Origin of the sequence: Brevibacillus sp. FSL L8-0520 (assembly GCF_037963895.1) — a bacterium.
In the GTDB taxonomy this organism is placed as follows: Bacteria; Bacillota; Bacilli; order Brevibacillales; family Brevibacillaceae; genus Brevibacillus; species Brevibacillus borstelensis.
The window spans coordinates 3078648-3103896 of the sequence record NZ_CP150171.1; the positions used below are offsets into that span (position 1 = coordinate 3078648).

Consider the following 25249-nt stretch of genomic DNA (forward strand, 5'->3'; position numbering starts at 1 on the left):
CTCGGTCCGCTGAATCCGTACATCCCGTACGGTTCTTCAGTTGTTCACTGGGTACGAGCGATCAAATCAGCGAAAAGGTATGATACAGCTAGTAAATACATATCTATTTTATTATTTGTGAACAAGAATTGTCAAGAACATGCAAATGGAGCCATTCTAGTCCGCACCGTGCTCTCTCAGCTCTCGGCGAATCTCCTGAATGACTGATTGCGAGAATCCCTTCCTGTACAGCATGGCCAGAATTTTTTGCTCGTCGTTTCGATCTAATTCCCCTTCGAAGCGGCGCAGTTTCTTTTGAACCAGTGCACGTGCGGCACCAAGCTCATCGTCTCTGGTGACTGTGCTCATCGCTCCTTCGGCTGTCTCCTTGTCGATCCCCCGCTGTTTCAGCTCCATCCTCAGCATCATCGGACTTCTCGGCTTTAACCGCAGCCGTTCATTTACCCATTGCCTCGCAAAGGCCTGATCATCGATATATCCCATTTGCTTGCATCGATTCACAATAGTTTCCGCCACTTCCAGCGGATACCCTTTCTCTTGCAGGTAGGAGACTACCTGCTGGGAAGTACGCGGTCTGATCCCCAAATAGCGCAGGGCAAGCAAAAATGCTCTGTGCTCTTCCTCAGCCAAAAGGATTTCCCGCACAAACCCATCGTCTACTTCTACGCCTTTGGCAAGCTGATACTTTACCAATATATCTTCGTGGACCGAGAAAACCAGTTCATCACCGATATAAAAATGATAGCGATGCTTATTTTTTATATCGCGGTGAACAGCGGTGATCTTGCCGCTCTTCATCGGCTTCTCCCCTCTCACAAAACAGGAACAGCCTGTCTAGAGCGACAGGCTGCCACATTTTCAGTTTACTCCAGATCGAACATCGGTTCCTCATCTTGCTCAGGATCGACGACCGGTTCGGTTGCCGGGATGGAACCTGGGTTCAGGCTGTAGTATTCACGTACCTTGGCCTCGATTTGGGCTGCGATTGCCGGATTTTCCTTTAAGTAGATCTTGGCATTTTCACGGCCTTGGCCCAAACGCTCATCATTGAAAGAATACCATGCTCCGCTCTTTTGCACCACGTCGATTTCGGCACCGATATCAAGAATGCTTCCTTCCTTGGAAATCCCTTCGCCGTACATAATGTCCACTTCCGCAGTCTTAAACGGCGGCGCTACCTTGTTCTTGACGACCTTCACCTTGGTTTTGGAGCCGATCACGTCATTGCCTACTTTGATCGATTCAGCCTTGCGGACATCCAGGCGAACGCTGGCATAGAACTTCAGAGCTCGTCCACCAGGCGTTGTTTCAGGGTTTCCGAACATAACCCCTACTTTTTCACGCAGCTGGTTAATAAAGATCGCAATCGTCTTGGACTTGTTGATGGCACCGGAGAGCTTGCGCAGAGCTTGCGACATCAGACGGGCCTGCAAACCGACGTGCGAATCGCCCATCTCCCCTTCAATCTCAGCCTTCGGTACGAGTGCCGCAACGGAGTCGACGACAATGATGTCTACCGCGCCTGAACGAACCAGCGCTTCCGCGATTTCCAGAGCCTGCTCGCCAGTATCCGGCTGGGACAGCAGCAGTTCCTCGATGTTGACGCCCAGCTTGGCGGCGTAAACAGGATCGAGTGCGTGCTCCGCATCGATAAATGCTGCCTGTCCTCCCTGACGCTGTACTTCTGCAATCGCATGAAGGGCGACAGTCGTTTTACCGGAAGATTCCGGTCCATAAATTTCAATAATTCGGCCACGCGGGAATCCTCCCACACCGAGAGCAATATCAATGGCTAGAGCGCCAGTGGATACGGTGGAAACTTGAACGTTCGCCATATCCCCCAGCTTCATGATGGAACCCTTACCAAATTGTTTTTCTATTTGACGCAATGCACTTTCTAAAGCGGCGCGGCGGTCTGACAAATACGACACTCCCTTTCCAAATCGTTACTGTTATCTTCTTGTCTTCATCATACATCGAGACAGAAGGGTTTGCCAAGTATTTTTTGCGAACAAATATTCGCATAGAAAAACCACCTGCCCGAAATGCGGGGCTCGGTGGTTTTTTCCAGCCTTGCAGAAGGATCAGGAGCGCTTGCCGCGCGGCTTTGCAGGCTCCAGGTTGATCCGCTTGCCGTTTATCCGCGTCTGGCGCAGCGACTCGTATACAAACGGCGCCACTTCCTCAGGCACCTCGACAAACGTGAAGTTTTCGAAAATGTCGATGCGGCCGACTGCCTTGCCGGGGATGCCGACAGACTCGGAGATTTCGCGAACCAAATCTTGCGGGCGAACATTCGCGTTGCGCCCTACATTCAGGAAGAAACGAACCATGCCTTTTGCTGCGCCGGTTTCACCAAAGTTGTAGGCTTCAGCCTCTTCCGTTTCGCCAATTTCACTGTGGAAGGCAAGATGCAGGGCTGCGGCTGCCACCTTTTCAGGAGGATACTGTTCCGTCAGCGATTCTGCGACCTTCGCGTACATTTCGGCGATCGTATCGTTTTCCAGAAGCGAGATCAGTTGCTCTCTTAGCTGCTCCTGCTTGCGCTCCGCCACTTCCTCCAGGGACGGAACATTGCGGGAGATGATCTGCGCTTTCGTCTGTTTCTGGATAAACATCATTTGTCTCATTTCGCGAGGGGTCACCAGCGTCATGGCGATACCTTTGCGTCCGGCGCGGCCCGTGCGTCCAATCCGGTGGACATAGCTCTCGGAGTCCTGCGGAATGTCGTAGTTGATGACGTGAGAGACATTTCCGACGTCGATCCCGCGGGCAGCTACATCAGTTGCGATCAAGAACTCGATCGAGCCTTCACGGAACGCATTCATTACTTTGTCCCGCTGCGCCTGAGAGAGGTCCCCGTGCAATCCGTCCGCCAAATATCCGCGTGTCTGGAGCACCTCTGTCAGCTCGTCTACGCCTCTTTTCGTCCGGCAGAAAATGATTCCAAGCTCGACGTCTTCGCTGTCCAGAATGCGGCAAAGGCTCTCTACCTTGTTGCGGTCAAAAACCTTGTAGTAGACCTGTTCAATCAGGGGAGCGGTCACTTCCTCGCGGCTCACTGCAATCGTTTCCGGCTGCTTCATGTACCGGCTGGCGAGGCGTTTGATCTCAGGAGGCATGGTTGCGGAGAAGAGCAAGGTTTGTCTCTCTTCCGGGAGGTGGTTGATAATCGTTTCGATGTCATCCACGAAGCCCATGTCGAGCATTTCGTCTGCTTCGTCCAGTACGAGTGTATGTACATTTTCCAGTCTGAGCGTTTTTCGGCGCAGGTGGTCGAGCACGCGTCCCGGAGTCCCCACGACCACTTGCACGCCTTGACGAAGCGCACGGATTTGGTGGCCGATCGATTGTCCTCCGTAGATCGGCAGGGTGCGGATTTTTTTGTACTTGGCAATTCGCATCAGTTCGCCTGCTACCTGAATGGCCAATTCGCGCGTCGGCGTCAATACAATGGCCTGCACTCTGTTGCCTTGCGTCACTTTTTCCACGAGCGGAATCCCGAATGCTGCTGTTTTTCCCGTACCCGTCTGGGCTTGACCGATCAGGTCTCCGCCCTCAAGCACTTTCGGGATGCACGCCGCCTGAATCGGTGACGGCTCCTCGAAGCCCATGTCATAGATGGCTTGCACAATTGATTTATGTAAAGGAAAATCAGAAAAAATCGTCATATACGTTCACCTTTCTTTAGTCGCTGAAGCGCGTAGAATAAAGCAAATTTGGCAGCACGTCCCACGATAGCGTGTCTTCTGCCGGCAAGTCGGAGCTCTTTGACAACAGTCGGCAGTCCATCTATTGCCACTCCAATGTAAACAAGTCCCACGGGTTTGCCCTCTGAAGGGTCCGGACCGGCAACACCGGTTACCGAAATGCCGCAGGTCGCGCGCAGTTTTTGACGCACGTTTTCGGCAAGCAGCCTTGCTGTTTGCTCACTTACCGCTCCGTCAGTGTCGAGTACAGCTTGGGGAACATCGACCAGCTCGCGCTTGGCATCGTTCGTATAGCATACGATTCCCCCGCGCATGACTGTTGAACTGCCGGGAACGGAGGTAACTAGCGAGGCGACTTTGCCGCCTGTGCAGCTCTCGGCGCATGCGATGGTCTTCCCGTTTTGTTTCAACTCTTCTACAAGGACCTCGTGGAGAGAGGTTTCCCCTTTGGCATAGATAAATTCGCCCAAACGTCTGTAAATCTCCCGCTCGACCGGCTCGATCAGCTTCTCTGCTTCGGCCACCGTTTTTGCCCGTGCCGTAATCCGCAGTGTAACCTCAAACTCTTTGGCATAAGGGGCAATCGTCGGATTCTCCTGGCTTTCAATCAGATCGAGCAGCTGTTCTTCCAATGCGGATTCGCCAATCCCGTAAAAACGCAGGACATGGGAGTGAACCACCTGCTGCTCAGGCAGCAAGCCGATCAAATAAGGCATGACATACCGATCGACCATCGGGTACAGTTCGCTCGGCGGCCCCGGCAAAAGTACAAATGTACGGCCATTGTGCTCTGCTGCCATCCCCGGCGCCATCCCCGTGTCGTTCGGAAACACCTGCCCGCGGTCAAAAACGAGCGCCTGCTTGCGATTGTTTTCTGTCATGACAATGCCGCGCTGGTGAAAAAACGATTCAATGCGTTCCATCGCCACAGGATCAGTCACAAGTCCGGCGTCAATATGTGCCGCGACCGTTTCCTTGGTCAAATCGTCCTGAGTCGGGCCCAGACCGCCGGTAAAAATAATCAGGTCGGAGCGGACAGAAGCTTGCTTGATGACCTGCATCAGCCGCTCGGTGTTGTCGCCCACAACCGTATGGAAATAGACTCCTACGCCGATCTCCGCCAATTTTTGCGACAAAAACTGCGCATTGGTATTGGCGATCTGCCCCAGTAAAAGCTCTGTTCCAACAGCAATAATCTCCGCTTTCATGCCCCTCATCCATTCTCTTTGAGGATTGAAAAAAGAGTCCAATACCCGTTTTCTTACGAGTATTGGATTACGTTGCGATTCTTGGCGAAGTAGTCATAGCCCGAGTATAGAGTGATCACTACCATGGCCCAGATCGCTACTGTATCAAATGGAATCCCAAAAATAGCAAACGGGAAGTTGCGGATAATCACGGCCGTGATCGCCACGATCTGGATCCACGTTTTTATTTTGCCCAAGGCGCTGGCTGCAATTACCTGTCCCTCTGCCGCTGCGACGAGACGCAAACCGGTAACAGCAAACTCCCGGCTGATGATGATAATCGCAATCCATGCCTCCAGCCTTTGCATTTCCACGAGAGAAATCAAGGCCGCAGAGATCAGCAATTTGTCAGCCAGCGGGTCGAGAAACTTCCCCAAATTGGTAACGATTTTTCTTTTGCGGGCGATGTAGCCGTCTAGACCATCCGTACTGGCCGCTAGGATAAAAACCAATGCCGCAATCAGCTCGTTGTAGGTCATCGTCAGGCTGCCGATGGTAAAACTCCCGATATTGTAACGCACCAGCAGAAAAAACATGACTACGGGCACCAGGAAAATCCTGGCAAGGGTGATGCGGTTGGCGAGATTCACCTAGACTACCTCCCCGGCCAAGTCATATTCGTAGGAGTGCGTAATCTTTACTTTCACGATCTTGCCCAGCTCGCCTTTGTAGCCGGAAACAAACACTTCACCGTCAATTTCCGGTGCATCGTACTGGGTGCGACCGACGAAAATGTCATTGCGCCCTTCGTAACGTTCGATCAAAACATCCAGTTCGCGACCGACAAAACGTCCGTTCCGCTCAGCGGCAATCTCCCGCTGGATCTCCATCAGAATGTTTGCTCGCTTTTCCTTTGTTTCTTCATCGACATGGTCAGGAAGCCGTGCTGCTGGTGTATCGTCCTCATTGGAGTAAGTAAACACACCCAACCGATCGAATTTCACGTCCTTTATGAACTCGCAAAGCCGCTCGAAATCCTCTTCGGTCTCACCCGGAAAACCGACGATCAGAGATGTACGGAGAGCCACGTCCGGCACCTGAGCCCGGATCTTGGCCACCAGTTCACGTGTATCCCGCTGGCGTCCTGGGCGGCGCATTTTTTTAAGGACATGGTCCTCGGAATGCTGCAGGGGCATATCCACGTATTTACATACTTTCGGGTTGGAGGCGAAAACGTCAATCAGCTCGTCCGTAAAGAAGCCCGGATAAGCGTAGTGAAGCCTCAGCCACTCTATCCCTTCCACCTCTGCCAGGCGGTTCAGCAGCTCGGGAAGCATGTGTTTTCCGTCGTAAATATCGGTTCCGTAATTGGTTGAGTCTTGCGCAATCAGACTGATTTCGACAATGCCCTGTTCGGCCAGATGCCTTGCTTCTTCCACAATGGATTCGATCGTGCGGCTGCGAAATCCTCCGCGCATGATCGGAATGCTGCAAAACGTACAGGCGTTGTCGCAGCCCTCGGCAATTTTCACATAAGCGGAGTAGGTGCCTGCTTTTACTTTCCGCTTGACTACTTCCTCGTACGTAAAAATGGGATTGCCCACATAGACCGGACGTTTTCCTGCAAGTGATTCCTCGATAATGCCGGTGATCGACATGAAGTCGCCCGTACCGACAATTCCGTCCACCTCGGGAATCTCGTTCAGGATATCCTCTTTGTATCGTTGCGTGAGACAGCCTGCCACTACCAGCGATTTCAGCTTTCCGGAGTCTTTCAGCTCGGCCATATCGAGAATCTTGTTGACCGATTCTTCCTTGGCAGCATCAATAAAACCGCAGGTATTGACGATGACGACAGTCGCTTCATCAGGATTGTCGACCAGTTCGTAGCCTTTCTCATCTATCAAATGGGCCATCATATCCGAATCGACCAGATTTTTTTCACAGCCCAATGTTACGATCGCAACTTTTTCTCGTGAGCCTACCTTCTCTGTCATCCTTCATTTCCTCCAATTGGTCACACCAGCCCAGATTACACCTATACAGTATAATATAAGCTACAACGGAGTGTCAAAGTTGAAGAACGCGCAAAAGGCAAGCAAAATGCTTGCCTACTCAGTGACTGGCTGCCCCAAAGTGATGCTTACGTTGGATGGCATGAACTTCAGTTTTGATGTATCCAATGCCGTTCCGTTGACGGTCACTTGCACTGCACCCGGTTTGCCAAGACGTATATACGCTGTTTTTCCCAGCTCGATCTCAACTTCCTGATCCTTGGTCAGCGTACCCTGTTTCGGGAATTTCGTCGTCTTCGCCTCCGCCGCGCCATACCAGCAGTTTTCTCCAACCGCTTTTATTTTTACTTTGATTTTGTCGCCGCCAGTCAGGGTGTACTTGTACAGAGAACCTTGCTGGGATTCAAACGTCAGTACCGACTGCGGCACCTCCTCCGGAACAACCGGTGCTGTCGAACCGTTATCCGGCGTTGTTTCCGGCGTTACAGCAGGCGGATTGGGGGTTTGCGCCTGTGGCACTTGTGGCACTGGTGTCGGATTTCCTGCCTGGCCCGGTCCTACAACCTCTGCCCCTGGATTCAAATTGCCTCCGGGAACCGGCTGCGTCGAAAACCCGTCGCTATTGACAGCAGCTACGTAAATAACCCCGATGATCAGCCCTACAAAGAGCACCAGCAGCGTCTTGGTAACCCACTTGCCTGCTTGAAGCGGATTGCTTGTTGTAGCGACTCGCCGCCGGCGGAGCCGTTCCAATTGTTCCTGTGGAGGTTGGGCTGGCAGGTCCGACTGGAAATGGCTCATGATATGGTTTGGATCTAGCCCAACAGCTTCCGCATAGCTCTTGATGAACGCGCGCGCGTAAAAGTGGCCGGGCAGTACGTGCAAATGGCCCCTTTCAATGGCTTCTAAGTAACGCCGTTGAATTTTTGTGATCCGCTGAATGTCGTCGAGCGTAATTCCTTTTTCTTCGCGGGCCTCTTTTAGTACTTGACCTAGCTCAGACACAGCTTACCCTCCTTCATCTTATGTCATGTCAAAATTGTCGAATCCGCGGTTGTTGATCAGTTCGTATGTAATTTCCTCATCAGGGTGCTGCCGCAGCTCGATAATGTAATGGAACTCTGACAGTTCGTACTCCGACTCCCGCACGAAGACATCGGGATGTTCGATAATTTTGGCTGCCGGAAAGCTCATGACTTCCCGCAGGAGAGAATGATGCTTCTCTGTCGCACGCATGGTGGAAACAATCCCGTCAATCAAATATACATGATCAGCGGACATCTCATCAATGGCAAGCGAGCTGCGGACCGTCTGTCTGAGCAGGGTTGAGGAAAGAAAGGTCCATCGCTTGTTGGCAGAAACACTGGCGGCAATCATCGATTCCGTCTTGCCTACGCGAGGCATTCCCCGGATTCCGATGAGCTGATGTCCTTCCCGCTTCAAAATCTCTGCCATGAAATCGACGAGCAAGCCCAGCTCATCCCGCACGAAACGAAATGTCTTTTTATCTTCGCTGTCACGCTCGATATAACGGCCGTGCCGAACCGCCAACCGGTCGAGCATCGTGGGTGGACGCAACCGCGTTATCGTTATCTTGTCCATCTTTTGGATAACATTGCGCAGAACTTCCATTTTCTCGTCATCATCCGTCGTGAGCAGCATTCCCCTTCGCATATCGTCAACACCGTTGATCGTCACGATGTTGATCCCGAGCATCCCCAAAATGGATGCGACATCTCCCAATAAACCGGGGCGATTTTTTGAAATTTCGTATTCCATGTACCACTCTTTTTGCGCTTCCATGCCCGATCCTCTCCGACACCCAAATTTCTCTTCCTAAGTAGTATAACACGTTCCGAATAATCGACAATGGACGGAAAAGAAAAATCCCCAAAAGACGGGGATTTGTGATTCATTACGACCCTATTTAATTGCCGCGATTTACATTGTTTGGATCTTGGACCAGCTTGACCATCAGAGAAGCGAGCGCCTTCTGCTGCTCTTCGTCGCCGGCGTCCCAGAGCTGCTTCAGCAGGCGTTCCTGATCGTTTTTCGGATCGACCTGCTCAGCCAGGTAGCCCCCGATTTGATAGGCTACATTTTGCAGCGTGTCGCTCTCCATCCCCGCTTGCTTCGCCTGCTCAACCCGCTCGCCGAGAAACGCTTTCCAATCGCGAAAATTGTCAAGAACTGACATGTATTTTCCCTCCTCCTATGCATTGCGGTCCCCTATGCGACCGTTACATTGGTAGAGTTCCAACAAGCAGGGAAAAATATGCACGATTTTCTACGCGTACCAACCGCCGTTCGGACTGATGATCTGCCCGGTCACGTAACCGGCTTCCGCAGAAAGCAAAAACCTTGCGACGGCCGCAACTTCCTCTGGCGTGCCCAGACGTCCGGCCGGAATCTCGCTTGCAAGCATACTCACTTCCTCGGGTGAAAACCGGTTCATCATGCCGCCCTGTATGGCACCGGGGGCAACCGCGTTTACGGTAATGCCGTTTGGCGCGAGCTCCTTGGCCAGCGCCTTCGTAAAGGAGTTGACCGCTCCCTTGCCAAGCGAGTAAAGCACCTCGCAGGACGCTCCCGTCATCCCCCAGATGGAGGAGATGTTGACAATCCGACCAAAGCGCTCGCGAAGCATAGCGGGCAGTGCAGCCTGGGTCACAAAAAATGCGGACCGTACGTTGGTCGCGATCAAGTCATCGAACTGCATGGGCGACACGTCAGCAAAAAGGCCTACGTGATCGACCGATGCATTGTTGACGATGAGCAGCGGTGGGGTGATCATTGCTGCGAACATCCCGGCGATCTGGTCAGTATGACGCAAATCAGCCTGAAAGGCGTAGGCCGGGACCCCTTTTTCATGGCAAGCCTGAAGGATCGGCTCTACCTTGTGCGGCGACTGATGATAATGCAGGTAAAGCGGGATGCCTCTTTCGGCGAGAGCCAGGCTGATCGCCTGCCCGATCTCGCCGGAGGCTCCCGTAACCAATGCCCATGGCGGCGTACTGTACATAAACCTTCACTACTCCTGTGGCGAAGCGGAACGAACAATCGAGACAGCCATTTGCTCGGGAACAAAATGCTCCTTCATGCGCGCTTCTACGTCTTCGCGGGTGATCGACTCAAGCGTCGGCACCACGGAGAACAGCTCGTTCCCGTTGAACTTGTAGCTGGTAAACTGGTTGGCGATAAATTCAACCGAGTTGAGCGAACGGAGGAACAGCCCGATTTTTTTCCGTTTCGCCCGTTCAAAGTCTTCCTGGTTGATTCCAGCCTGCTGCAATTGGCGAATTCCCTCTTTGATCTGTGCCGCGAGCTTGTCGGGATCAGGCGTATCTCCTCCCATAATGGAGTAGCCGTACTCCTTTTCTCCGCTGTAGTCGAAATCAAAGCTCTCCGTAATCAGCCCCTCGTTGTACCATTTTTGGTAGAGCGAAGAACTGGTGCCGAACGCGATGTCCAATACCAGTTTAGTGGTCAGGTCGCGCTTTAACAAGGCCTCTCCCGTCAGACCGTCTGCTTTTTCCTTATAGCCGATCAGGCATTTGGGCAAGCCTACCGGCAACTGAAATTCTATGCGCTCTTTGGCGACCGCAGACGGCTCCTGCGGAAACAAGCGCTCGATGACCGGCGTTGGCGGAAATTCTTTCGCTGCCTGGTTGTCGCGCACCCATTTCATCACGGTTTCCGGATCAAAGGAACCGACTACCAGCAGCACCATGTTCGCAGGATGGTAGAACGTTTCATAGCATTGATACAACGTATCCTTGGTGATATGGGAAATGGATTCGATAGTCCCGGCAATTTCAATGTTGATCGGGAACTTCTGGTACATGGCTTTCAACAGGTTCATGTACACTTTCCAATCCGGATTGTCGTCGTACATCGTAATTTCCTGACCGATGATGCCCTTTTCTTTTTCTACGCTGGCCTCGGTAAAATACGGCTCTTGCACGTAATCAAGCAGCAGATTGAGATTGCGGTCAAGGTTTTCCGTGCAAGAAAACAGGTACGCGGTCCGGTTGAAGCTGGTAAATGCGTTGCACGAGGCACCATTTCTACTGAACTCATGCATGACATCCATGTCTTTCTTCTCAAACATCTTGTGCTCCAGAAAGTGGGCAATCCCGTCTGGAACATGCACTTCTTCGCCGTTTTTCAAGCGAAAGTGACTGTCAATCGAGCCGTAACGAGTCGTAAATACAGCGTAGGTCTTGCTGAATCCCTGCTTGGGCACCAGATAGACAGCCAGTCCGTTTGGTAGCTTTTCCTCGTAGACAGTCTCATTCAGCTGTTCAAATACGGTCGTCTGCATATCAGGCATCTCCCTTCTTGTCCCGCAGCAAGTATATCGTGTCAATGGCCACCTGTGCCGCTACCCGCTTCAAATCCTCGACGGTGATCCCGTTGATCTGGGCGAGCAACTCCTCCAGATGCCGCTTGCGTCCGCTAATCACGCCGTTATAGGCAAAGTCGATCATCATCCGGGCACTGTCCAGAAGCTCGCGAAATTGGTTGGAGAGTGTCGCCTTCGTCTGCTCAAGCTCCTCCTGACCGACATTTCCCTGCTTCATGCTCTCCAGTTGTTCCTTGATAATCGTGACAGCCCGGTCGAAGTTTTTCACATCGATCCCGGACATCATCATCATGATACCCTTGTGGCTCTCCAGTCTGGAGACCGCGTAATAAGCGAGGCTCGCCTTTTCGCGCACATTGACAAACAGCTTGGAGTGCGGGAAGCCGCCCAATACGCCGTTGTACACAAGCAGCGCCGGGTAGTCTTCATCCGCATAGCTGATCTGGGTACGGCAGCCAATGTTCAGCTTGGCCTGATTTACTTCCAGCCTGTCGATCACGACACGCTCATCGGCAACCTGTTTTTTTGCTTTGGTCGGCCCGATTTGCTTGACATCCTTGCGGTCAAGCTGAACGAATTTGCCGATTGCCGCCTCAACCTCTTTTTGCTCCACGTCTCCGACTACAAAAATGTCGATCGGACTGTGGCTCATCAGCTCTTGAAAATGGGCGTACAAGCTTTCGCCGCTGATGCCGGCAAGATCCTTCGTCCGCCCTTGGGCCAGGAGAGCAAACGGCTCGCCTTGGCACATCTCTTCCGTCACGCGCTGGTTGGCGTATTTCATCTTGTCGTCGATCAGGCTTTCGATCCGCTTGCGCAGCGTCTCTTTTTCCTGTGCAACGTATTTTTCCGCGAATGCATTCCCTTCCAGATAGGGACGGCTCAGCACGTCGCCCACAAAGCGGATCGCGCTTTCCAAAAGAGCGTTTTCCTGGGACAGGTACTTCTCGTTTGGGACCTCCATGTAGATCTGGAGGATTTGCCGCTCGCCTTTTTTCACAACGTCCACATCAAAGATCGCTCCGTAAAGAAAATCCAGATGCTCACGAAGCTGCTTGGTCTCCGGAAATCGGGCTGTTGCCCGCTTCATCACCATCGCCAGCAGAGCCGTCTTCGTGACGGTTTCCTCTGAAAGCTCTTGTTCGATCATGGTCACGATTGTCGTTGTCTTAAATTTGGCTGTAGGCATGATATGTACGTTTATACCGTTCAAAGCGGTGGTATGAAATGAAATTTCCTTTACGCTTTCGCTCATGGCCAAACTCCCTTCTCCGTCGACTTACTCCCCTCTATTGTAACCAATTGGAAGGGGGTTCAGCAAAGATCACTCCCTGAAAATAACCCACCCGGCAATAGCAGGAGCTACGGCCGGGCGGTTTGCCCTGCAAAAAGCGGCATTTACACAATCCGCCTTTTGCTGCTTTTCTTACATTATGCGCCGAGATAGGTGCGTACGACTTTTTCGTCATGCAAAAGCTCGTCGGCAGCTCCGCTCATTTCCACCTGGCCGGAGGAGAGGACATAGGCCCGGTCTGAAATGGCCAAGGCAGCGGCAGCCAGCTGTTCTACCAAAAGGATCGTTTTGCCTTCGCTGCGAAGCTGTGTCACCGTATCCAATATGAGCTTCACGTATAAGGGCGACAGCCCCATTGACGGTTCATCCAGGACGAGCAGCTCGGGATCCGACATCAGCGCACGGGACAGCGCCAGCATTTGCTGCTCTCCCCCGGACAAGGTCCCGGCCATTTGCTTCGCGCGTTCCTTCAGTCTTGGAAAACGGGTGTATTCCCGCTCCAGCCACTCGCGAACCTGACGTGGCTGCTGTTTGATCTTTGTGTACGCCCCCAGAATGAGATTATCCTCCACCGTCTGGTCTCCGAATACTTGCCTCCCCTGCGGTACATGGCCGATGCCGAGACGCATGATCTCATGAGCAGGCATGCCGGATATCCGCTTTCCTTGGAAATGAATCTCCCCTTCTCGCAGTTTTACCAGTCCCGTAATCGCTTTTAACAGCGTTGTCTTGCCCGCGCCGTTGCGCCCGATCAGAGCGACGACCTCCCCTTTCGCGACCTGGAGATTGACCCCACGCAGTGCTTCGGCCATCCCGTAATGAACCCGAACGTTATTAACCGACAACAAGCTTCGTCACCTCCTCCCCGCCCAGATAGGCTTCGATGACTTGTGGATGGTTCTTGATGAAAGCGGGATCGCCCTCTGCAATCTTTTTCCCAAAGTCCAGCACGGTGATCGTATCGCAGACGTTCATGACGATTTCCATATGGTGCTCCACCAGCAAAATGGCAATCCCCGAGTCCTTCACTTTGCGGATGACCCGAACGATATTGTCCACCTCATACAGACTGGCTCCTGCCGCAGGTTCATCGAGGATCAAAAGATCGGGCTTGGTGGCGAGTGCACGGGCGATTTCGACCAAGCGCTGCTGACCGTAGGAGAGCGCTGCCGCCTGCTCGCCCGCTTTTTCGGCCAGGCCGACAAATTGAAGCAGACGCATCGCTTCCGCCCGGAAATGGCTTTCTTCTCTCAAAAAGCCGGGCGTATGCAGGATATTGGCGGCAAAGCCCTTCCGGTAGTGGAGATGGAAGCCGAGCATCACGTTTTCCAGTACGGTCAATTCGTGGAAAAGCTGCAGATTTTGAAACGTTCGGGTAATCCCGGCGGCAGCCATCCGATGAGGCGGAAAGCTGGTTACGTCCACACCCTTCCACGACAGCTTCCCTTTGGTTGGGACATAGACGCCGGAGAGCATGTTGACAGTCGTACTTTTGCCCGACCCGTTCGGCCCGATCAGCCCTCTTACCTCCGAGCCTTTTATCTGCAGATCGATGGCATCCACCGCCCGAAATCCGTCAAACTCCATGACCGCTGCCTGTACGTTTAAATCGGCTCCGTCCCGGCTGCCCATCTGGCTCGGCCCATCCGAATCAGGAGCAGGTAGCGAAGGTGTGCCGGAATATTGGTTCCTTTGTTTGAAGATGCGCTGGATCCCCCCGACGATCCCCTCAGGCAGGGCGATCAGACTAAGCAGCAGAATTCCGCCGAATATCAGCAGGTGGTAATTGTACAAGCTTTGCACCCATTGCGGCAGGAGGAAAATGACAATCGTCCCGACCAGCGGTCCCAGTCTCGTACCGGCACCGCCGACAATGACGCCGACAAGAAACAGAATCGATTTGTCGAAGGTGAAGGTATCGCTGTTGAAATACGCATTTTGAAACGCAAACAGCGCTCCTCCGAGACCGGCCGTGCAGGCGCTGATTGCAAACGCCAGCACCTTCCAGTTGCGGACGTGTACGCCTGCTGTGGCCGCAGCTACTTCACTGTTCCCCATCGCCCGGAATGTTCTGCCATATCGAGAGGTAAAGAGATTGTCGATCAAAACGGTGACGACAAGCGCTATGACAGCAATGAACCAGTAGTAAGACACCGTTCCAAGACCAAGTCCAAACAGCTTTGCTTCCGGCAAATACAAGCCTGCCGGTCCACCCGTCACTTCTACCCAGCGATTGGCTACAATCTCCACGAGCAAACCAAAGGCGATCGTCACCATTGCAAGATACGGCCCTTTGGCCCGGAGCGACAGCATTGCCACGAGTCCGCCCGCTCCGGCACAAATCAGGACCCCTAGCAGCAAGCTGAGAAGAAACGGCACCCCGGCTACAGTGCAAAGGCCGGTGACATAGGCGCCTATGGCATAAAATCCGGCATGCCCCAATGAAAGCTGGCCAGACAAGCCGACAAGCAGATTGAGTCCGGCTACGACAATATAGGTGTAGAGGAAGCCTTGGGCCATATGCACGTAATACGAGCTGGGAAACAGCCAGGGAAAGAAGTACAAGGCAAGCGCTATCAAGAGATAAAGGAGCCACTTTTTCATATCAAAACTTCTCCTTTACTTTCTTTCCGAGCAATCCTTGGGGCATAAAAATAAGGACGATCAGGATCAGCAAAAACGCGCTGGCATCCTTGTAGGCAGAACTGTAGAGAGAGAATACCTGCTCGATGACCCCGAGCAGCAGTCCGCCGATCAAAATTCCGAGCGGATTGGTCAATCCCCCGATAATGGCAGCAGCAAAAGCCTTTAAACCGAGTGTTGCTCCCATGAAAAACGCGGTATTGGTGATCGGTCCGACCAGGATGCCGCCGACGCCGGCCAACGCTGACGAGAGAGCAAAGGCGAGTACCGCCATCCGCCTTGGGTTAATGCCCATCAGCGACGCGGCATCCGGGTTGAAAGCGACAGCAGCGAGAGCCTTTCCGAGCAGCGATCGGTTCAGGAAGAAAAACAGGCAGGCCATGATGACGATGGCACAGATCGCGACAAAGATCTCGTGCTTGGTGATGCCCACGGAACCAAATCGGTAGACCTCATTTCCAAAAGGGGACGGAAACGGGATCACATTTCTCCCCCAGATCAGCATCGCAATATTGCGAATCATCAAGGAAACGGCAACCGTACTGAGAATCCAGCCCACGGACAAAACGTGGCCGAGGGGCCGAATCGCTCCCCTCTCCAGCCCCCAGCCAAGCATGGCCATAGCCGCTGCCACGACCACCATCGTGACGAGAACTGATACAAACAGGTTCATTCCTGCAGAAGTCACCGTACCCAATGTTGTCAATCCCACCAAAGCGCCCAGCATCAGAAAGTCTCCCTGGCCGAAGTTCATCGTCCGGTTGGTCACAAACGTAATGTAATAGCCTTGGGCAATAATCGCGTAAATGCTCCCCAGAATCAATCCGCTCACGATGGCTTGCAGCAATAACACTACCTCCTCTCCAGATCTTCCGTGCCACGAAGTCGTCAAGAGAACTTCGAAGCGCTAAGGCTTGACGATTACGCCGTCCCTATAGGTCGCCAAAAACATATTGGAGCTGGTCAACGCTTCGTGATTCTCTTTTGTAAACGGCTGTTCCCCAATCGCCGTGATGCCGGTAAAGCCGGTCATATTTTCGATAGCGTCCCGTATCGCCTTCGGGTCTGTTCCCGCTTTCTTGACGGCCTGCAGGATCAGCTGCATGCAATCGTACCCTTGAGCCGATGCGATCGGGAAGATGTCTTCGCCGTATTTGGCTACCACCTTGTCGTGAAATGCTTTTGATTCAGCGCTTTGATCGATCGTAAAGGACTGAACCATGTAAACGTCCTTGTTGACCAGATCTCCCACCAGCTCTTTCACTGTCGGGTCCCCCATCGCCCAGGACGCGACCGTCAGCGGATAGTAGTTCAGCTTTTGCCGGGATTTCAAATATTGAGCCGCCTCCGGGGCAAGACCGTAAAAGATCACGACTTCAACCTGTGCATCGCGCATTTTGCTCAACTGCGCCTCCATGTTCGTATCGTTTACCTGGAACGACTCGGTTGCGGTCAAAGTCATGTTGTATTTGTCTTTCAGCACGCCTTCCACGTCCGTCTTGCCGCCCTGCCCGTAACCGGTCGTATCATGCAGCAGACCGATCTTGGTCAATTTTTTCTCTTCCACGACCCACTTCAGGATGGTTTCTACCTGCCCCTTGTCATAGGGCGCTACCCGAAAGATGTAGTTCTTGTCCTCCTTTTCATAGGTCTGGGTAATGGTCGTTCCCGTCGCGACCGGGATGATCTCCGGCACCCCGGCTTCCTGAGCAAACTTGATGTGGGCTTTTGCATTTCCGGAGTTGGCAGGCCCGACAAAGCCGACCACTTTGTCCTGCTGTATCAATCTCTGAACGATCTCAACCGATTTCTCGGGTTTGGCCTCGTCATCGTACACGATCAGCTTCGCTTTCTTGCCATCAGCTCCGCCCGCTTCGTTAAACTCGTCGACCGCCATTTGGGCAGCCCGCTTGACCGCTTCCCCGAACTTGGCCGTTCCGCCGCTGAGCGAAATCGCCAATCCGACGTTGAACTCTCCCCCGGAGCTCTGGCTGCCGGGTGCTGCTCCCGCCTGCGTCTGCCCGCCGGATTGACCGCCTGAAGATTGGTCCAGCTGCGGTCCGCATCCCGCTGCCCCCACGGCAAGTACCATCGCCAACGTAAACCACCATCTTGCCTTTTTCACTGCTGCCAGTCCCCCTCTTACCCAAAATTATTAGTGCATGACATATCCGCCCGAGATATTGATGGCCTGACCGGTGATTGCCGCAGCTTGGTCAGATGCGAGAAATACCGCAAATTCGCCAATTTCCCCCGCCTCCAGCAAGCGGTGCTGGGGCACGTTTCTGAGAATCACCTCTTCGAGCACTTCTTCTTCTGGTACCTGGTAGCTTTTTGCAAGATCAGCCAATTGATTGCGGACGAGCGGCGTATCCACATACCCGGGGCAAATGGCGTTACAGGTCACACCTGAGTCTGCCGCTTCCATCGCCGTCACTCTCGTCAGTCCGATAATCCCGTGTTTTGCAGAACAATAACCGGCTTTAAACGGAGCACCGATTTTGCCATTGATCGAGGAAATGTTGATGATTCTGCCCCAGCCCCGCTGTTTCATCTGGGCAAAAACGGCTTGTGTCGCCACGAATGGTCCTACCAGCATGACCTCAATCATTTTTTGAAACGTCGCAGGATCATACGTCTCAATCGGAGAAACATGCTGGAAGCCGGCATTGTTCACGAGGATGTCGACAGCGCCAAGCTCTTTTTGGCAAACAGCAACCATCTCGCGGATCGAAGCGAAGTTGGACAAATCCGCCTGAATGGCGATTTTCTTTTGGCTGTCCCTCGCTTCCATGGAGTCAACAGCAGACCGCGCCTTCTTTTCGTCGATGTCAGCGATGGCGATCTGACACCCCGCGGCATACATTTTTTCTGCGATCGACAGCCCGATCCCGCTTGCCCCCCCTGTAATCAAAGCGACTTTGTCGAGTTTCAGATTTGTTAGCATAGGTCCTCCTTCCACACTTGTAACCGTTTGCAATTCAGAATATTTGCAACCTTTGTGCCAAGTGGAAAGGAGCAGAATTGATCGCTTTCTTGAATCTGAATGTTTCATTTTTGCGACACATTCTTGATTCAACTTTGCGACATGTTGCGTTTTTGCGACGATCATTCGTTGGGTATCCGGTGCTTTTCCAGCTTCCGGTACAAGCTTGCCCTATGTATGCCTAGCAGTTGGGCTGCCTGGACTTTGTTTCCGCCGCAGTGAGCCAGTGCAGCTTCGAGCACGCGTCTTTCCGTCTTGGCCACCTCCGCCTCGAGGTCAAACGAAGCATTTTCACTGTCAACAGTCACCTGTCTGTCCAGCAAATAAGGCGGCAGATGCTCCACCTCCAGCTCCCCCTGTTCCGCCAACTGTACGGCCCTCTCCAGCACATTGTTCATTTCCCGCATGTTGCCCGGCCAACGATGCGCCAAAAAAATCTCCTGCACCTGCCGGCTGATGCCTGTCACATCGGTATACAGCTCGTTGTTCAGCTTTTTGATCAGCTCATGGGCCAGCGCAATGATGGAGAGTCCGAGCACCCGGAGAGGCGGCAGGTTAATCGTGAAGACATTCAGTCGATAATACAAATCCTCGCGAAAGCTGCCTTCCCGAATCAATTTCTCCAAAGGACGATGGGTGGCCGCGATGACGCGAATATCCACGCTGACCGGTCTGGTCGCTCCGATCCGCTCCACTTCCTTTTCTTGCAGGACGCGAAGCAGCTTCGCCTGCATATCCAAAGGCATGTCCCCGATCTCATCGAGAAACAGCGTCCCATTGTTTGCCAGCTCAATCTTGCCGGGCTTTCCTCCTTTTTTCGCTCCGGTAAACGCTCCGTCTTCGTACCCGAACAGCTCTGCTTCCATCAGATCCTTTGGGATGGCGGCACAGTTTACCCGGACGAACGCTCCATCCGCCCTGCTGCTCTCTTCATGGATTGCATGAGCAAACAGCTCCTTACCGGTCCCGCTCTCACCGAGGATCAATACCGAGGATTTCGTTTGCGCGATCCGTTTGGCCAGATGGACGGCTTCTTTCATGAGGGGGTGCTCGGCAAAAATATGGGCGAACGAGTATTTCGCTCCCATCATCCGCTTTAGCTCCTGACGGTAAAAGTCCAGCTTTCGCTCCATGATGTTGTAGCGTTCCACGATACTGCGCAGCTCGCGCAAATCGCTGAATACGACCTTGCCCAATGCGCCTACCGTCTCCTCCCCTTCCTTCAGCGGCATACGGCTTACAATGATCTCCCTGTCACCGATCCGCATTAGCTGGTCTATCTCGGGTTTGCCGCTCTTGATGACGAGATGCATTCTCGTATTTTCAATCACTTCCGTAACATGGCGTCCGATCGCCTCCTCAATCGTCGTGCCTAAAAAATCGCAGTAGCTTTGATTGATCATCGTAATGATCCCGCTTTTGTCACACATGACAATTCCGTCATACAGCTGCTCGACCAGCTCTTTGAACTGATGCAGCTCGCGTTCTTGTTCGGTCCACCTTCCGAGGCTGTCTGCCATATGGCCCAGAGGCTGAAAAATGGAAATGCCACCTACCACTTCTCCTGCAACAGAGAAAGGGAGGCGGTCAACGAGAAAAAGCTTTTCGCCATAGCGAATCTCTCTGCGTAAACTGGGTCGTCCCTGGCTCATGACCTGCAGCATATCAGAGCCGGGGGCAATACTGCTGATCGGCCGCTCCACAATCTCTTCTCTCTTCAGTCCCAAAAGCTGTGAACCGGCCGTGTTGACAAAGGTAATCATTCCATCCCGATCAACCAAAACAATCCCGTACGGAATCAAGTCTAAAAATTCGATCAATTCAATCTGCATCGGATTACCTCCTTTATGCTTCCACTTTACCGAAAAAAAGGAAAAGAAAAAAGGAGCGATTGGCGCTCCCTCTAATCATGCACTAAAAATCCGTGGCGTCCCATTCACTGAGATCGTCGTGGTCTGAAACGCTTTCTGCAAATCGCCCGCAATCGGGTTCCAGACAAAGCATGCCGTCCAGCTGACCGTCATGAAAAGGCAAGCCGTGATTCCCGCCACAGTAGGGACATGTCCACATATGGTGTCCTCCTTCTTCCTCATGGTTGAAGTCCTTCCATACAGGTAGTCTGCCCCAAATGCTTCCTTTGCTAATCAGCTGCTAATCAACCTTGTTGTTTTCCCAGTATTGCAGGTAGTAGTACGGATTGATTGCCCGATCGTCTGCAGTCCGATACAGTCCGAAATGCAGGTGAGACGGAAACATGCCATCTGTCCCAGGTGGTCCATAGCCTGTCGTGCCGACAAATCCAATCAACTGCCCGGGTCTGACCGTCGAACCTACTTTCAGATCAGGCGGATAGGCTGTCAAATGGGCGTAGTACATCCGGTATTTCCCGTTTTCATCGGTGATGTTGACTCGCCACCCGCCATAAGTGTTCCAGCCGATCCGATTGATCACGCCGTCTCCTACGCTGTAAACAGGCGTCCCCTGTGGTGCCATGATGTCAATTCCTTCATGGGAGCGGACTGTTCCCGAGTTTGATTCTGTCCACTCCCGCCCAAAGCCAAAGCTGTCTCCAAATGGCTGATACTCGCTTTTGCTGTCAAATGGGAAGACGTATCTTTCCGAGAGCAGCACAGAATGGTCCACCGCGGCAGACAAAGGGTTCACTGCCTTTTTCGCGTTACCCGGCAAAAACAGCAGTTGACCCGTGAGCAGATACCCGGCGTCGTCAGCATTGTTGCCTTGAATTGCAGAAACACTTGTACCATGCCGCTTGGCGATCGTCTCCAAGGTATCTCCAGCCTGGACGATATACGGGTTTCCTCGCTCCAAGCGCTTCCTTTCATTTTCGGCGACTGGCTTTGTCCAAATCTTCGCCACTTTTGCCCGTTGGTCCCACGTCACTTCGTATCCCAAGGATTCACTGACAAACCGAATCGGTACAAGTGTCCGTCTATTTCTGACTACGGGTGCTGTATCCAGCTTTTTGCGGCTTCCATTTACATATCCCACTCTGCTTTCAGGGAACACAGCCACCTGATGGGCTCCATCCCGCAAGGTCACCTGGCGTGTATCCGGATCATAGGAAACATCTGCGCCCGAGTGCTCCGCAAGCAGGCGGATTGGAACCAAAATGCGTCCGTTCTGATGAAGAGGCTGTACATCGGAGAGCACCCCTTTGCCATCTATCATCATCGAGATGACGGGGCGTGATGTCTGGGCATGAGCATCCATGCTGTGGGTTATCGTGAAAGATGTCACAAGCAAAAAAGCGCCCAGAAGCCTGCTGATAAGACGAGGGCTGTTAGTATGTACACAGCGAGTCATCTTTTTCCCCCCTATGCGTTCAAACTCGTACACATTATCGCACAGGGGAGAAAGCAGGTTCCAGACGCAAAAAATGTTAATCAGCGAGATCCGGTATCATACACTTTGCCCAATGCGGCAGGAGCGCTGGAGCGTCCAACCACACCAGCCAACACCAGGATGGTGAGAATGTATGGAAGCATGAAAATCACTTCGGTCGGGACGTATTTGGTGAGACCAAAAATTTGAACCAGCGATTTGATCGCTTGCGCTACCCCGAAGAACAGGGCAGCCCCCATCGCGCCGGCAGGATGCCATTTCCCGAAAATGAGAGCGGCAAGGGCGATAAAGCCTTGTCCGGACACGGTATTGTGAGAAAAGTTGCTGGTGGTAGTAAGCGCAATCGTTGCTCCACCCATAGCTGCCAAAGCGCCGCTGATCATAACAGCCGTGTAACGCATGCGTTTTACGTTGATCCCAACGGTATCGGCAGCACGCGGGTGTTCCCCGACCGCCCGCAGGCGAAGCCCGAATGACGTTTTAAACAGCAGATACCAGGAAAGCGCAACCAGTGCGAAGGCAATATAACTGGTCGGGTAGCCTTCGAAAATGGCATGTCCCAAAATGGGAATGTCGCTGAGCACCGGGATGTGCCACTTGCTGAATACTTGCTGCAATGTCGTCGTTTGTCCTGCACCGTTGAAAATGATCTTGGTCAGGTAGACAGACAGACCTGTTGCCAAAAAGTTGAGGGCGACACCACTGACGACCTGGTCGGCTTTAAACGTGATAGAAGCGACCGCGTGCGGCGTAGCGAATAGCGCTCCGGCAATGCACGCTCCCACCAAACCGATCCAAGGAGCCAATGAGCCGAATGAATCCTGAGCAAAGAAAGTAAACACTGCACCGGTAAAGGCGCCGATGACCATCATCCCTTCCAGCGCGATGTTCACCACGCCGGATCGCTCCGAATACATACCGCCCAGAGCGGCGAATATCAAGGCAGTGGAAAACACGATGGTATCATGAATAAGGTTGCCGATAATCACTCCCCAATCCATCAGTTTCCACCCTCCTTCTTCTGTAAAAGTGGCTTAATGAAAAACTTGACGATTCCATGCGCTGCAACGAAGAAAATGACAGAGGAGATTACTACCCGAATCAGCTCGACCGGTACCCCTGCACCGAATTTCATACCGGCAGCTCCAAATGTAAGCATTCCAAACAGAATGGCCCCCAAAATGACACCAAGCGGGGTGTTTCCTCCGATCAGCGCTACCGCAATACCGTCAAAGCCGTATCCGGGCTGTGCAGCCATAATCGATTGGTAATGGAATACGCCCAAAATCTCGCACGCTCCGCCGATACCTGCGAACATGCCGCCAACGAACATGGCATTGACCACATTGCGGTTCACATTCATCCCCGCGTATTCCGAAGCATGCGGGTTTAACCCTACAGCGCGGAGCTCGAAGCCCGATTTTGTCTTCCAGAGAAGGATATAAAAGAATACCGCGGCCAAAATCGCAAGCAACGTCCCCCAATGCAGGCGGGCACTGTCAAACATCTGGGAAAGCCATGCAAAAGAGATAGACGCCGAATCCTTGATCATTTCCGAGCGCTGCTGGCCTTCTTGAAGGTAAAACGCCTTGACAACGTAGTTGGCAAAGTACAAGGCAATCCAGTTTAACATGATTGTCGTGATCACTTCGTTTACGCCTCGCGCAGCCTTGAGCCATCCCGCGATAGCGCCCCACAGTCCCCCGGCAAGAGCACCTGCAATCACTGCGAGCGGAGCATGAATATACGCCGGAAGATCAAAAGAAATCCCTACTGCCGTAGAAGCGATCATCCCGATAATAAATTGCCCCTCGGCACCGATATTGAAAAGACCGGTCCGGAACGCAAATGCCACGGAGAGACCTGTAAAGATCAGCGGGGTAATCTGACGAATCGTTTCCCCAAAGTTATAAGAGCTTCCAAATACCTTTTCAACCAGGGACGCATATGCCTGAATTGGATTAAAACCGCCTGCCAGCATGGCGACAGCGCCCGTCAACAGGCCCAGAATAATGGCAGCAACCGGTACGAGGAACGACTCCTTGGTAAAGATGGCAATGACTCTATTCACCGTTGCCGCCTCCTTGCATTCGTTTTCCACCAGACATCATCAAGCCAAGTTCTTGCTCGTCCGTCTGTTTCGCATCAACAATGCCGACGATCTGGCCTTCGTAAATGACCGCGATCCGGTCGGAAACGTTGATGATCTCGTCAAGCTCCAGGGATAGCAACAAGACGGCCTTTCCTTTGTCCCGCTGTTCAATCAGACGTCTATGGATAAATTCGATGGCTCCAACGTCGAGACCACGTGTAGGCTGAGCTGCAATCAACAGATCCGGATCCTTGTTCACTTCGCGGGCGATAATCGCTTTTTGCTGATTGCCCCCGGAAAGAGCCCGTGCAGGGGTGTGAATACTCGGTGTCCGCACGTCAAACTCCTCGATCAGTTTGCTCGCATGCTTGTCTATTGCCGCGTAGTCCAGGAAGCCGTTTTTATTGAACTCTGGATGGAAATACGTTTCCAGCACCATGTTTTCACTCATCGGGAAGTCAAGGACAAGACCGTGCTTGTGGCGGTCTTCGGGAATGTGCGACAAGCCCGACTCCGAAATGACGCGCGGTGTCTTGTTCGTTATATCTTGACCTTTGAGCAGCACACGTCCGCTGGAGGCTTTCCGCAGCCCTGTCAATACCTCGATAAGTTCACTTTGCCCGTTGCCATCGACACCCGCGATGCCGAGGATCTCCCCGCTCCTTACTTCCAGCGAGATGCTGTTGAGCGCATTGACGCCTCTGTTGCCCATCGCCGTAATATTTTCCACAGACAAAATGACTTCTTTCGGATTTGCTTCCTTCTTATCGACACGGAAGTTAACTTCACGACCGACCATTTTTGCCGCAAGGTCGTCCGGATTTGTATCCTTTACCCCTACGGAATCGATGACTTTTCCTCTGCGGATGATGGTAACCGTATCACAGACAGCCATGATTTCTTTTAGCTTGTGGGTGATCAAGATAATCGTTTTGCCTTCTTTGACGAGGTTGTGCATAATCTCGATCAGTTCCACGATTTCTTGAGGGGTTAACACAGCTGTCGGCTCATCGAAGATCAGAATATCGGCGCCGCGGTAAAGCGTTTTCAAAATCTCTACACGCTGTTGCATCCCCACGGATATATCCTCAATTTTGGCTCGCGGATCCACCTTCAAGCCGTATTGATTGGACAACTTCTCGACTGCTTTGATGGCACTCTGCATATCTATCTGTAACCCGGATTTCGGTTCATTTCCTAATACAATGTTTTCTGTAACCGTAAACTTTTCTACGAGCATAAAATGCTGATGAACCATTCCAATACCAAGATCATTCGCTACGCTGGGGCTGGTGATTTTCACCGGCTTCTCGTTAATGAGGATTTCGCCCTCTTCAGGCTGATACAAACCGAACAAAACATTCATCAGTGTGGACTTGCCAGCGCCATTCTCTCCCAGGAGGGCGTGGATTTCCCCTTTTTTCACAACAAGGTTGATGTTGTCATTGGCAATAATGCCGGGGAAGCGCTTTGTGATACCGCGCATTTCAACAACAGTCTGTACAGGTTTCAACCATGTTCCCCCCGTTTTTGTGGGTCTAGTGTAGAAGGTAAAGAACAAGGCTAGTCGCTCGAACTAGCCTTGTCCGTGTG

General features: G+C 52.6%; 23 protein-coding genes. All 23 read right to left on the minus strand.

The annotated features are described in order from the left end of the window. Nucleotides 1–156: 156 nt before the first annotated feature. The 23 genes from NSQ24_RS15350 to NSQ24_RS15460 all read right to left on the minus strand — a co-directional run bounded on the left by NSQ24_RS15350 (nt 157) and on the right by NSQ24_RS15460 (nt 25142). Nucleotides 157–798, minus strand: coding sequence for a RecX family transcriptional regulator (locus tag NSQ24_RS15350; protein WP_003385781.1), 642 nt, complete (start codon nt 796–798; stop codon nt 157–159). Nucleotides 799–863: 65 nt separating this feature from the next. Further along, nucleotides 864–1922 carry a recombinase RecA gene (recA, locus tag NSQ24_RS15355; RefSeq protein WP_003385782.1) on the minus strand — a complete coding sequence of 353 codons (1059 nt, stop codon included), beginning with the start codon at nt 1920–1922 and terminating at the stop codon, nt 864–866. Nucleotides 1923–2084: 162 nt separating this feature from the next. Continuing rightward, the gene (locus NSQ24_RS15360; RefSeq protein WP_003385783.1) at nt 2085–3671 is read right to left on the minus strand and encodes a DEAD/DEAH box helicase; all 1587 of its coding nucleotides are present in this window, start codon (nt 3669–3671) and stop codon (nt 2085–2087) included. Next, nucleotides 3668–4918 (minus strand): competence/damage-inducible protein A, encoded by a 1251-nt coding sequence (locus tag NSQ24_RS15365; RefSeq protein ID WP_339166162.1) that lies wholly within the window; start codon nt 4916–4918, stop codon nt 3668–3670. Before NSQ24_RS15365 ends, NSQ24_RS15360 begins: the two co-directional genes overlap by 4 nt. Before the next feature lie 53 nt (nt 4919–4971). Then, entirely contained in the window at nt 4972–5547 is a 576-nt protein-coding gene (gene pgsA, locus NSQ24_RS15370; RefSeq protein WP_003385785.1) for a CDP-diacylglycerol--glycerol-3-phosphate 3-phosphatidyltransferase, read from the minus strand. Next, nucleotides 5548–6894: a 30S ribosomal protein S12 methylthiotransferase RimO gene (gene rimO / locus NSQ24_RS15375; RefSeq protein ID WP_003385786.1), complete on the minus strand. Its 1347-nt coding sequence runs from the start codon at nt 6892–6894 to the stop codon at nt 5548–5550. A 114-nt stretch (nt 6895–7008) separates the two neighbouring features. Beyond that, on the minus strand, nt 7009–7917 hold the full coding sequence (locus NSQ24_RS15380) for a RodZ domain-containing protein (RefSeq protein ID WP_003385787.1): 909 nt from the start codon (nt 7915–7917) through the stop codon (nt 7009–7011). 18 nt (nt 7918–7935) lie between these two features. Continuing rightward, nucleotides 7936–8715, minus strand: coding sequence for a YmfK family protein (locus NSQ24_RS15385; protein ID WP_003385788.1), 780 nt, complete (start codon nt 8713–8715; stop codon nt 7936–7938). A 124-nt stretch (nt 8716–8839) separates the two neighbouring features. Beyond that, entirely contained in the window at nt 8840–9109 is a 270-nt protein-coding gene (locus NSQ24_RS15390; protein WP_003385789.1) for a DUF3243 domain-containing protein, read from the minus strand. A gap of 90 nt (nt 9110–9199) precedes the next feature. Beyond that, nucleotides 9200–9934 carry an SDR family oxidoreductase gene (locus tag NSQ24_RS15395; RefSeq protein WP_003385790.1) on the minus strand — a complete coding sequence of 245 codons (735 nt, stop codon included), beginning with the start codon at nt 9932–9934 and terminating at the stop codon, nt 9200–9202. A 9-nt stretch (nt 9935–9943) separates the two neighbouring features. Next, complete coding sequence (locus NSQ24_RS15400) at nt 9944–11236, minus strand: pitrilysin family protein (protein WP_031932893.1); 1293 nt, start codon at nt 11234–11236, stop codon at nt 9944–9946. Between the two features lies 1 nt (nt 11237). Further along, a complete protein-coding gene (locus NSQ24_RS15405) occupies nt 11238–12533 on the minus strand; it encodes a pitrilysin family protein (RefSeq protein ID WP_031932894.1) in 1296 nt (431 codons plus the stop codon). Between the two features lie 176 nt (nt 12534–12709). Beyond that, nucleotides 12710–13420: an ABC transporter ATP-binding protein gene (locus NSQ24_RS15410; RefSeq protein WP_003385795.1), complete on the minus strand. Its 711-nt coding sequence runs from the start codon at nt 13418–13420 to the stop codon at nt 12710–12712. Continuing rightward, nucleotides 13407–15176, minus strand: a complete 1770-nt coding sequence (locus tag NSQ24_RS15415) for a branched-chain amino acid ABC transporter ATP-binding protein/permease (protein WP_003385796.1) — start codon at nt 15174–15176, stop codon at nt 13407–13409. Before NSQ24_RS15415 ends, NSQ24_RS15410 begins: the two co-directional genes overlap by 14 nt. 1 nt (nt 15177) lies before the next feature. Next, nucleotides 15178–16062, minus strand: coding sequence for a branched-chain amino acid ABC transporter permease (locus NSQ24_RS15420; protein WP_327925687.1), 885 nt, complete (start codon nt 16060–16062; stop codon nt 15178–15180). Between the two features lie 60 nt (nt 16063–16122). Continuing rightward, nucleotides 16123–17340 carry an ABC transporter substrate-binding protein gene (locus NSQ24_RS15425; protein ID WP_243014260.1) on the minus strand — a complete coding sequence of 406 codons (1218 nt, stop codon included), beginning with the start codon at nt 17338–17340 and terminating at the stop codon, nt 16123–16125. A 30-nt stretch (nt 17341–17370) separates the two neighbouring features. After that, nucleotides 17371–18162 carry a 3-hydroxybutyrate dehydrogenase gene (locus tag NSQ24_RS15430; protein WP_031932896.1) on the minus strand — a complete coding sequence of 264 codons (792 nt, stop codon included), beginning with the start codon at nt 18160–18162 and terminating at the stop codon, nt 17371–17373. A 161-nt stretch (nt 18163–18323) separates the two neighbouring features. Beyond that, entirely contained in the window at nt 18324–20033 is a 1710-nt protein-coding gene (locus tag NSQ24_RS15435; protein WP_003385800.1) for a sigma-54-dependent Fis family transcriptional regulator, read from the minus strand. Nucleotides 20034–20115: 82 nt separating this feature from the next. Further along, on the minus strand, nt 20116–20271 hold the full coding sequence (locus NSQ24_RS15440; RefSeq protein WP_170208368.1) for a hypothetical protein: 156 nt from the start codon (nt 20269–20271) through the stop codon (nt 20116–20118). Nucleotides 20272–20352: 81 nt separating this feature from the next. Beyond that, nucleotides 20353–21525 (minus strand): stalk domain-containing protein, encoded by a 1173-nt coding sequence (locus NSQ24_RS15445; protein WP_039071453.1) that lies wholly within the window; start codon nt 21523–21525, stop codon nt 20353–20355. Between the two features lie 80 nt (nt 21526–21605). Then, nucleotides 21606–22565 (minus strand): ABC transporter permease, encoded by a 960-nt coding sequence (locus NSQ24_RS15450; RefSeq protein WP_003385802.1) that lies wholly within the window; start codon nt 22563–22565, stop codon nt 21606–21608. After that, on the minus strand, nt 22565–23635 hold the full coding sequence (locus tag NSQ24_RS15455) for an ABC transporter permease (protein WP_003385804.1): 1071 nt from the start codon (nt 23633–23635) through the stop codon (nt 22565–22567). Before NSQ24_RS15455 ends, NSQ24_RS15450 begins: the two co-directional genes overlap by 1 nt. Further along, nucleotides 23628–25142, minus strand: coding sequence for an ABC transporter ATP-binding protein (locus NSQ24_RS15460; protein WP_031932897.1), 1515 nt, complete (start codon nt 25140–25142; stop codon nt 23628–23630). Before NSQ24_RS15460 ends, NSQ24_RS15455 begins: the two co-directional genes overlap by 8 nt. Nucleotides 25143–25249 lie beyond the last annotated feature (107 nt).

Bases quoted from the DNA above. Each gene is read 5' to 3' on its own strand.
- NSQ24_RS15350 (WP_003385781.1), bottom strand. From the start codon at position 798: ATGAAGAGCGGCAAGATCACCGCTGTTCACCGCGATATAAAAAATAAG.
- NSQ24_RS15360 (WP_003385783.1), bottom strand. From the start codon at position 3,671: ATGACGATTTTTTCTGATTTTCCTTTACATAAATCAATTGTGCAAGCC.
- NSQ24_RS15365 (WP_339166162.1), bottom strand. From the start codon at position 4,918: ATGAAAGCGGAGATTATTGCTGTTGGAACAGAGCTTTTACTGGGGCAG.
- rimO (WP_003385786.1), bottom strand. From the start codon at position 6,894: ATGACAGAGAAGGTAGGCTCACGAGAAAAAGTTGCGATCGTAACATTG.
- NSQ24_RS15385 (WP_003385788.1), bottom strand. From the start codon at position 8,715: ATGGAAGCGCAAAAAGAGTGGTACATGGAATACGAAATTTCAAAAAAT.
- NSQ24_RS15390 (WP_003385789.1), bottom strand. From the start codon at position 9,109: ATGTCAGTTCTTGACAATTTTCGCGATTGGAAAGCGTTTCTCGGCGAG.
- NSQ24_RS15395 (WP_003385790.1), bottom strand. From the start codon at position 9,934: ATGTACAGTACGCCGCCATGGGCATTGGTTACGGGAGCCTCCGGCGAG.
- NSQ24_RS15400 (WP_031932893.1), bottom strand. From the start codon at position 11,236: ATGCAGACGACCGTATTTGAACAGCTGAATGAGACTGTCTACGAGGAA.
- NSQ24_RS15405 (WP_031932894.1), bottom strand. From the start codon at position 12,533: ATGAGCGAAAGCGTAAAGGAAATTTCATTTCATACCACCGCTTTGAAC.
- NSQ24_RS15415 (WP_003385796.1), bottom strand. From the start codon at position 15,176: ATGAAAAAGTGGCTCCTTTATCTCTTGATAGCGCTTGCCTTGTACTTC.
- NSQ24_RS15430 (WP_031932896.1), bottom strand. From the start codon at position 18,162: ATGCTAACAAATCTGAAACTCGACAAAGTCGCTTTGATTACAGGGGGG.
- NSQ24_RS15435 (WP_003385800.1), bottom strand. From the start codon at position 20,033: ATGCAGATTGAATTGATCGAATTTTTAGACTTGATTCCGTACGGGATT.
- NSQ24_RS15440 (WP_170208368.1), bottom strand. From the start codon at position 20,271: ATGTGGACATGTCCCTACTGTGGCGGGAATCACGGCTTGCCTTTTCAT.
- NSQ24_RS15445 (WP_039071453.1), bottom strand. From the start codon at position 21,525: ATGACTCGCTGTGTACATACTAACAGCCCTCGTCTTATCAGCAGGCTT.
- NSQ24_RS15450 (WP_003385802.1), bottom strand. From the start codon at position 22,565: ATGGATTGGGGAGTGATTATCGGCAACCTTATTCATGATACCATCGTG.
- NSQ24_RS15460 (WP_031932897.1), bottom strand. From the start codon at position 25,142: ATGCGCGGTATCACAAAGCGCTTCCCCGGCATTATTGCCAATGACAAC.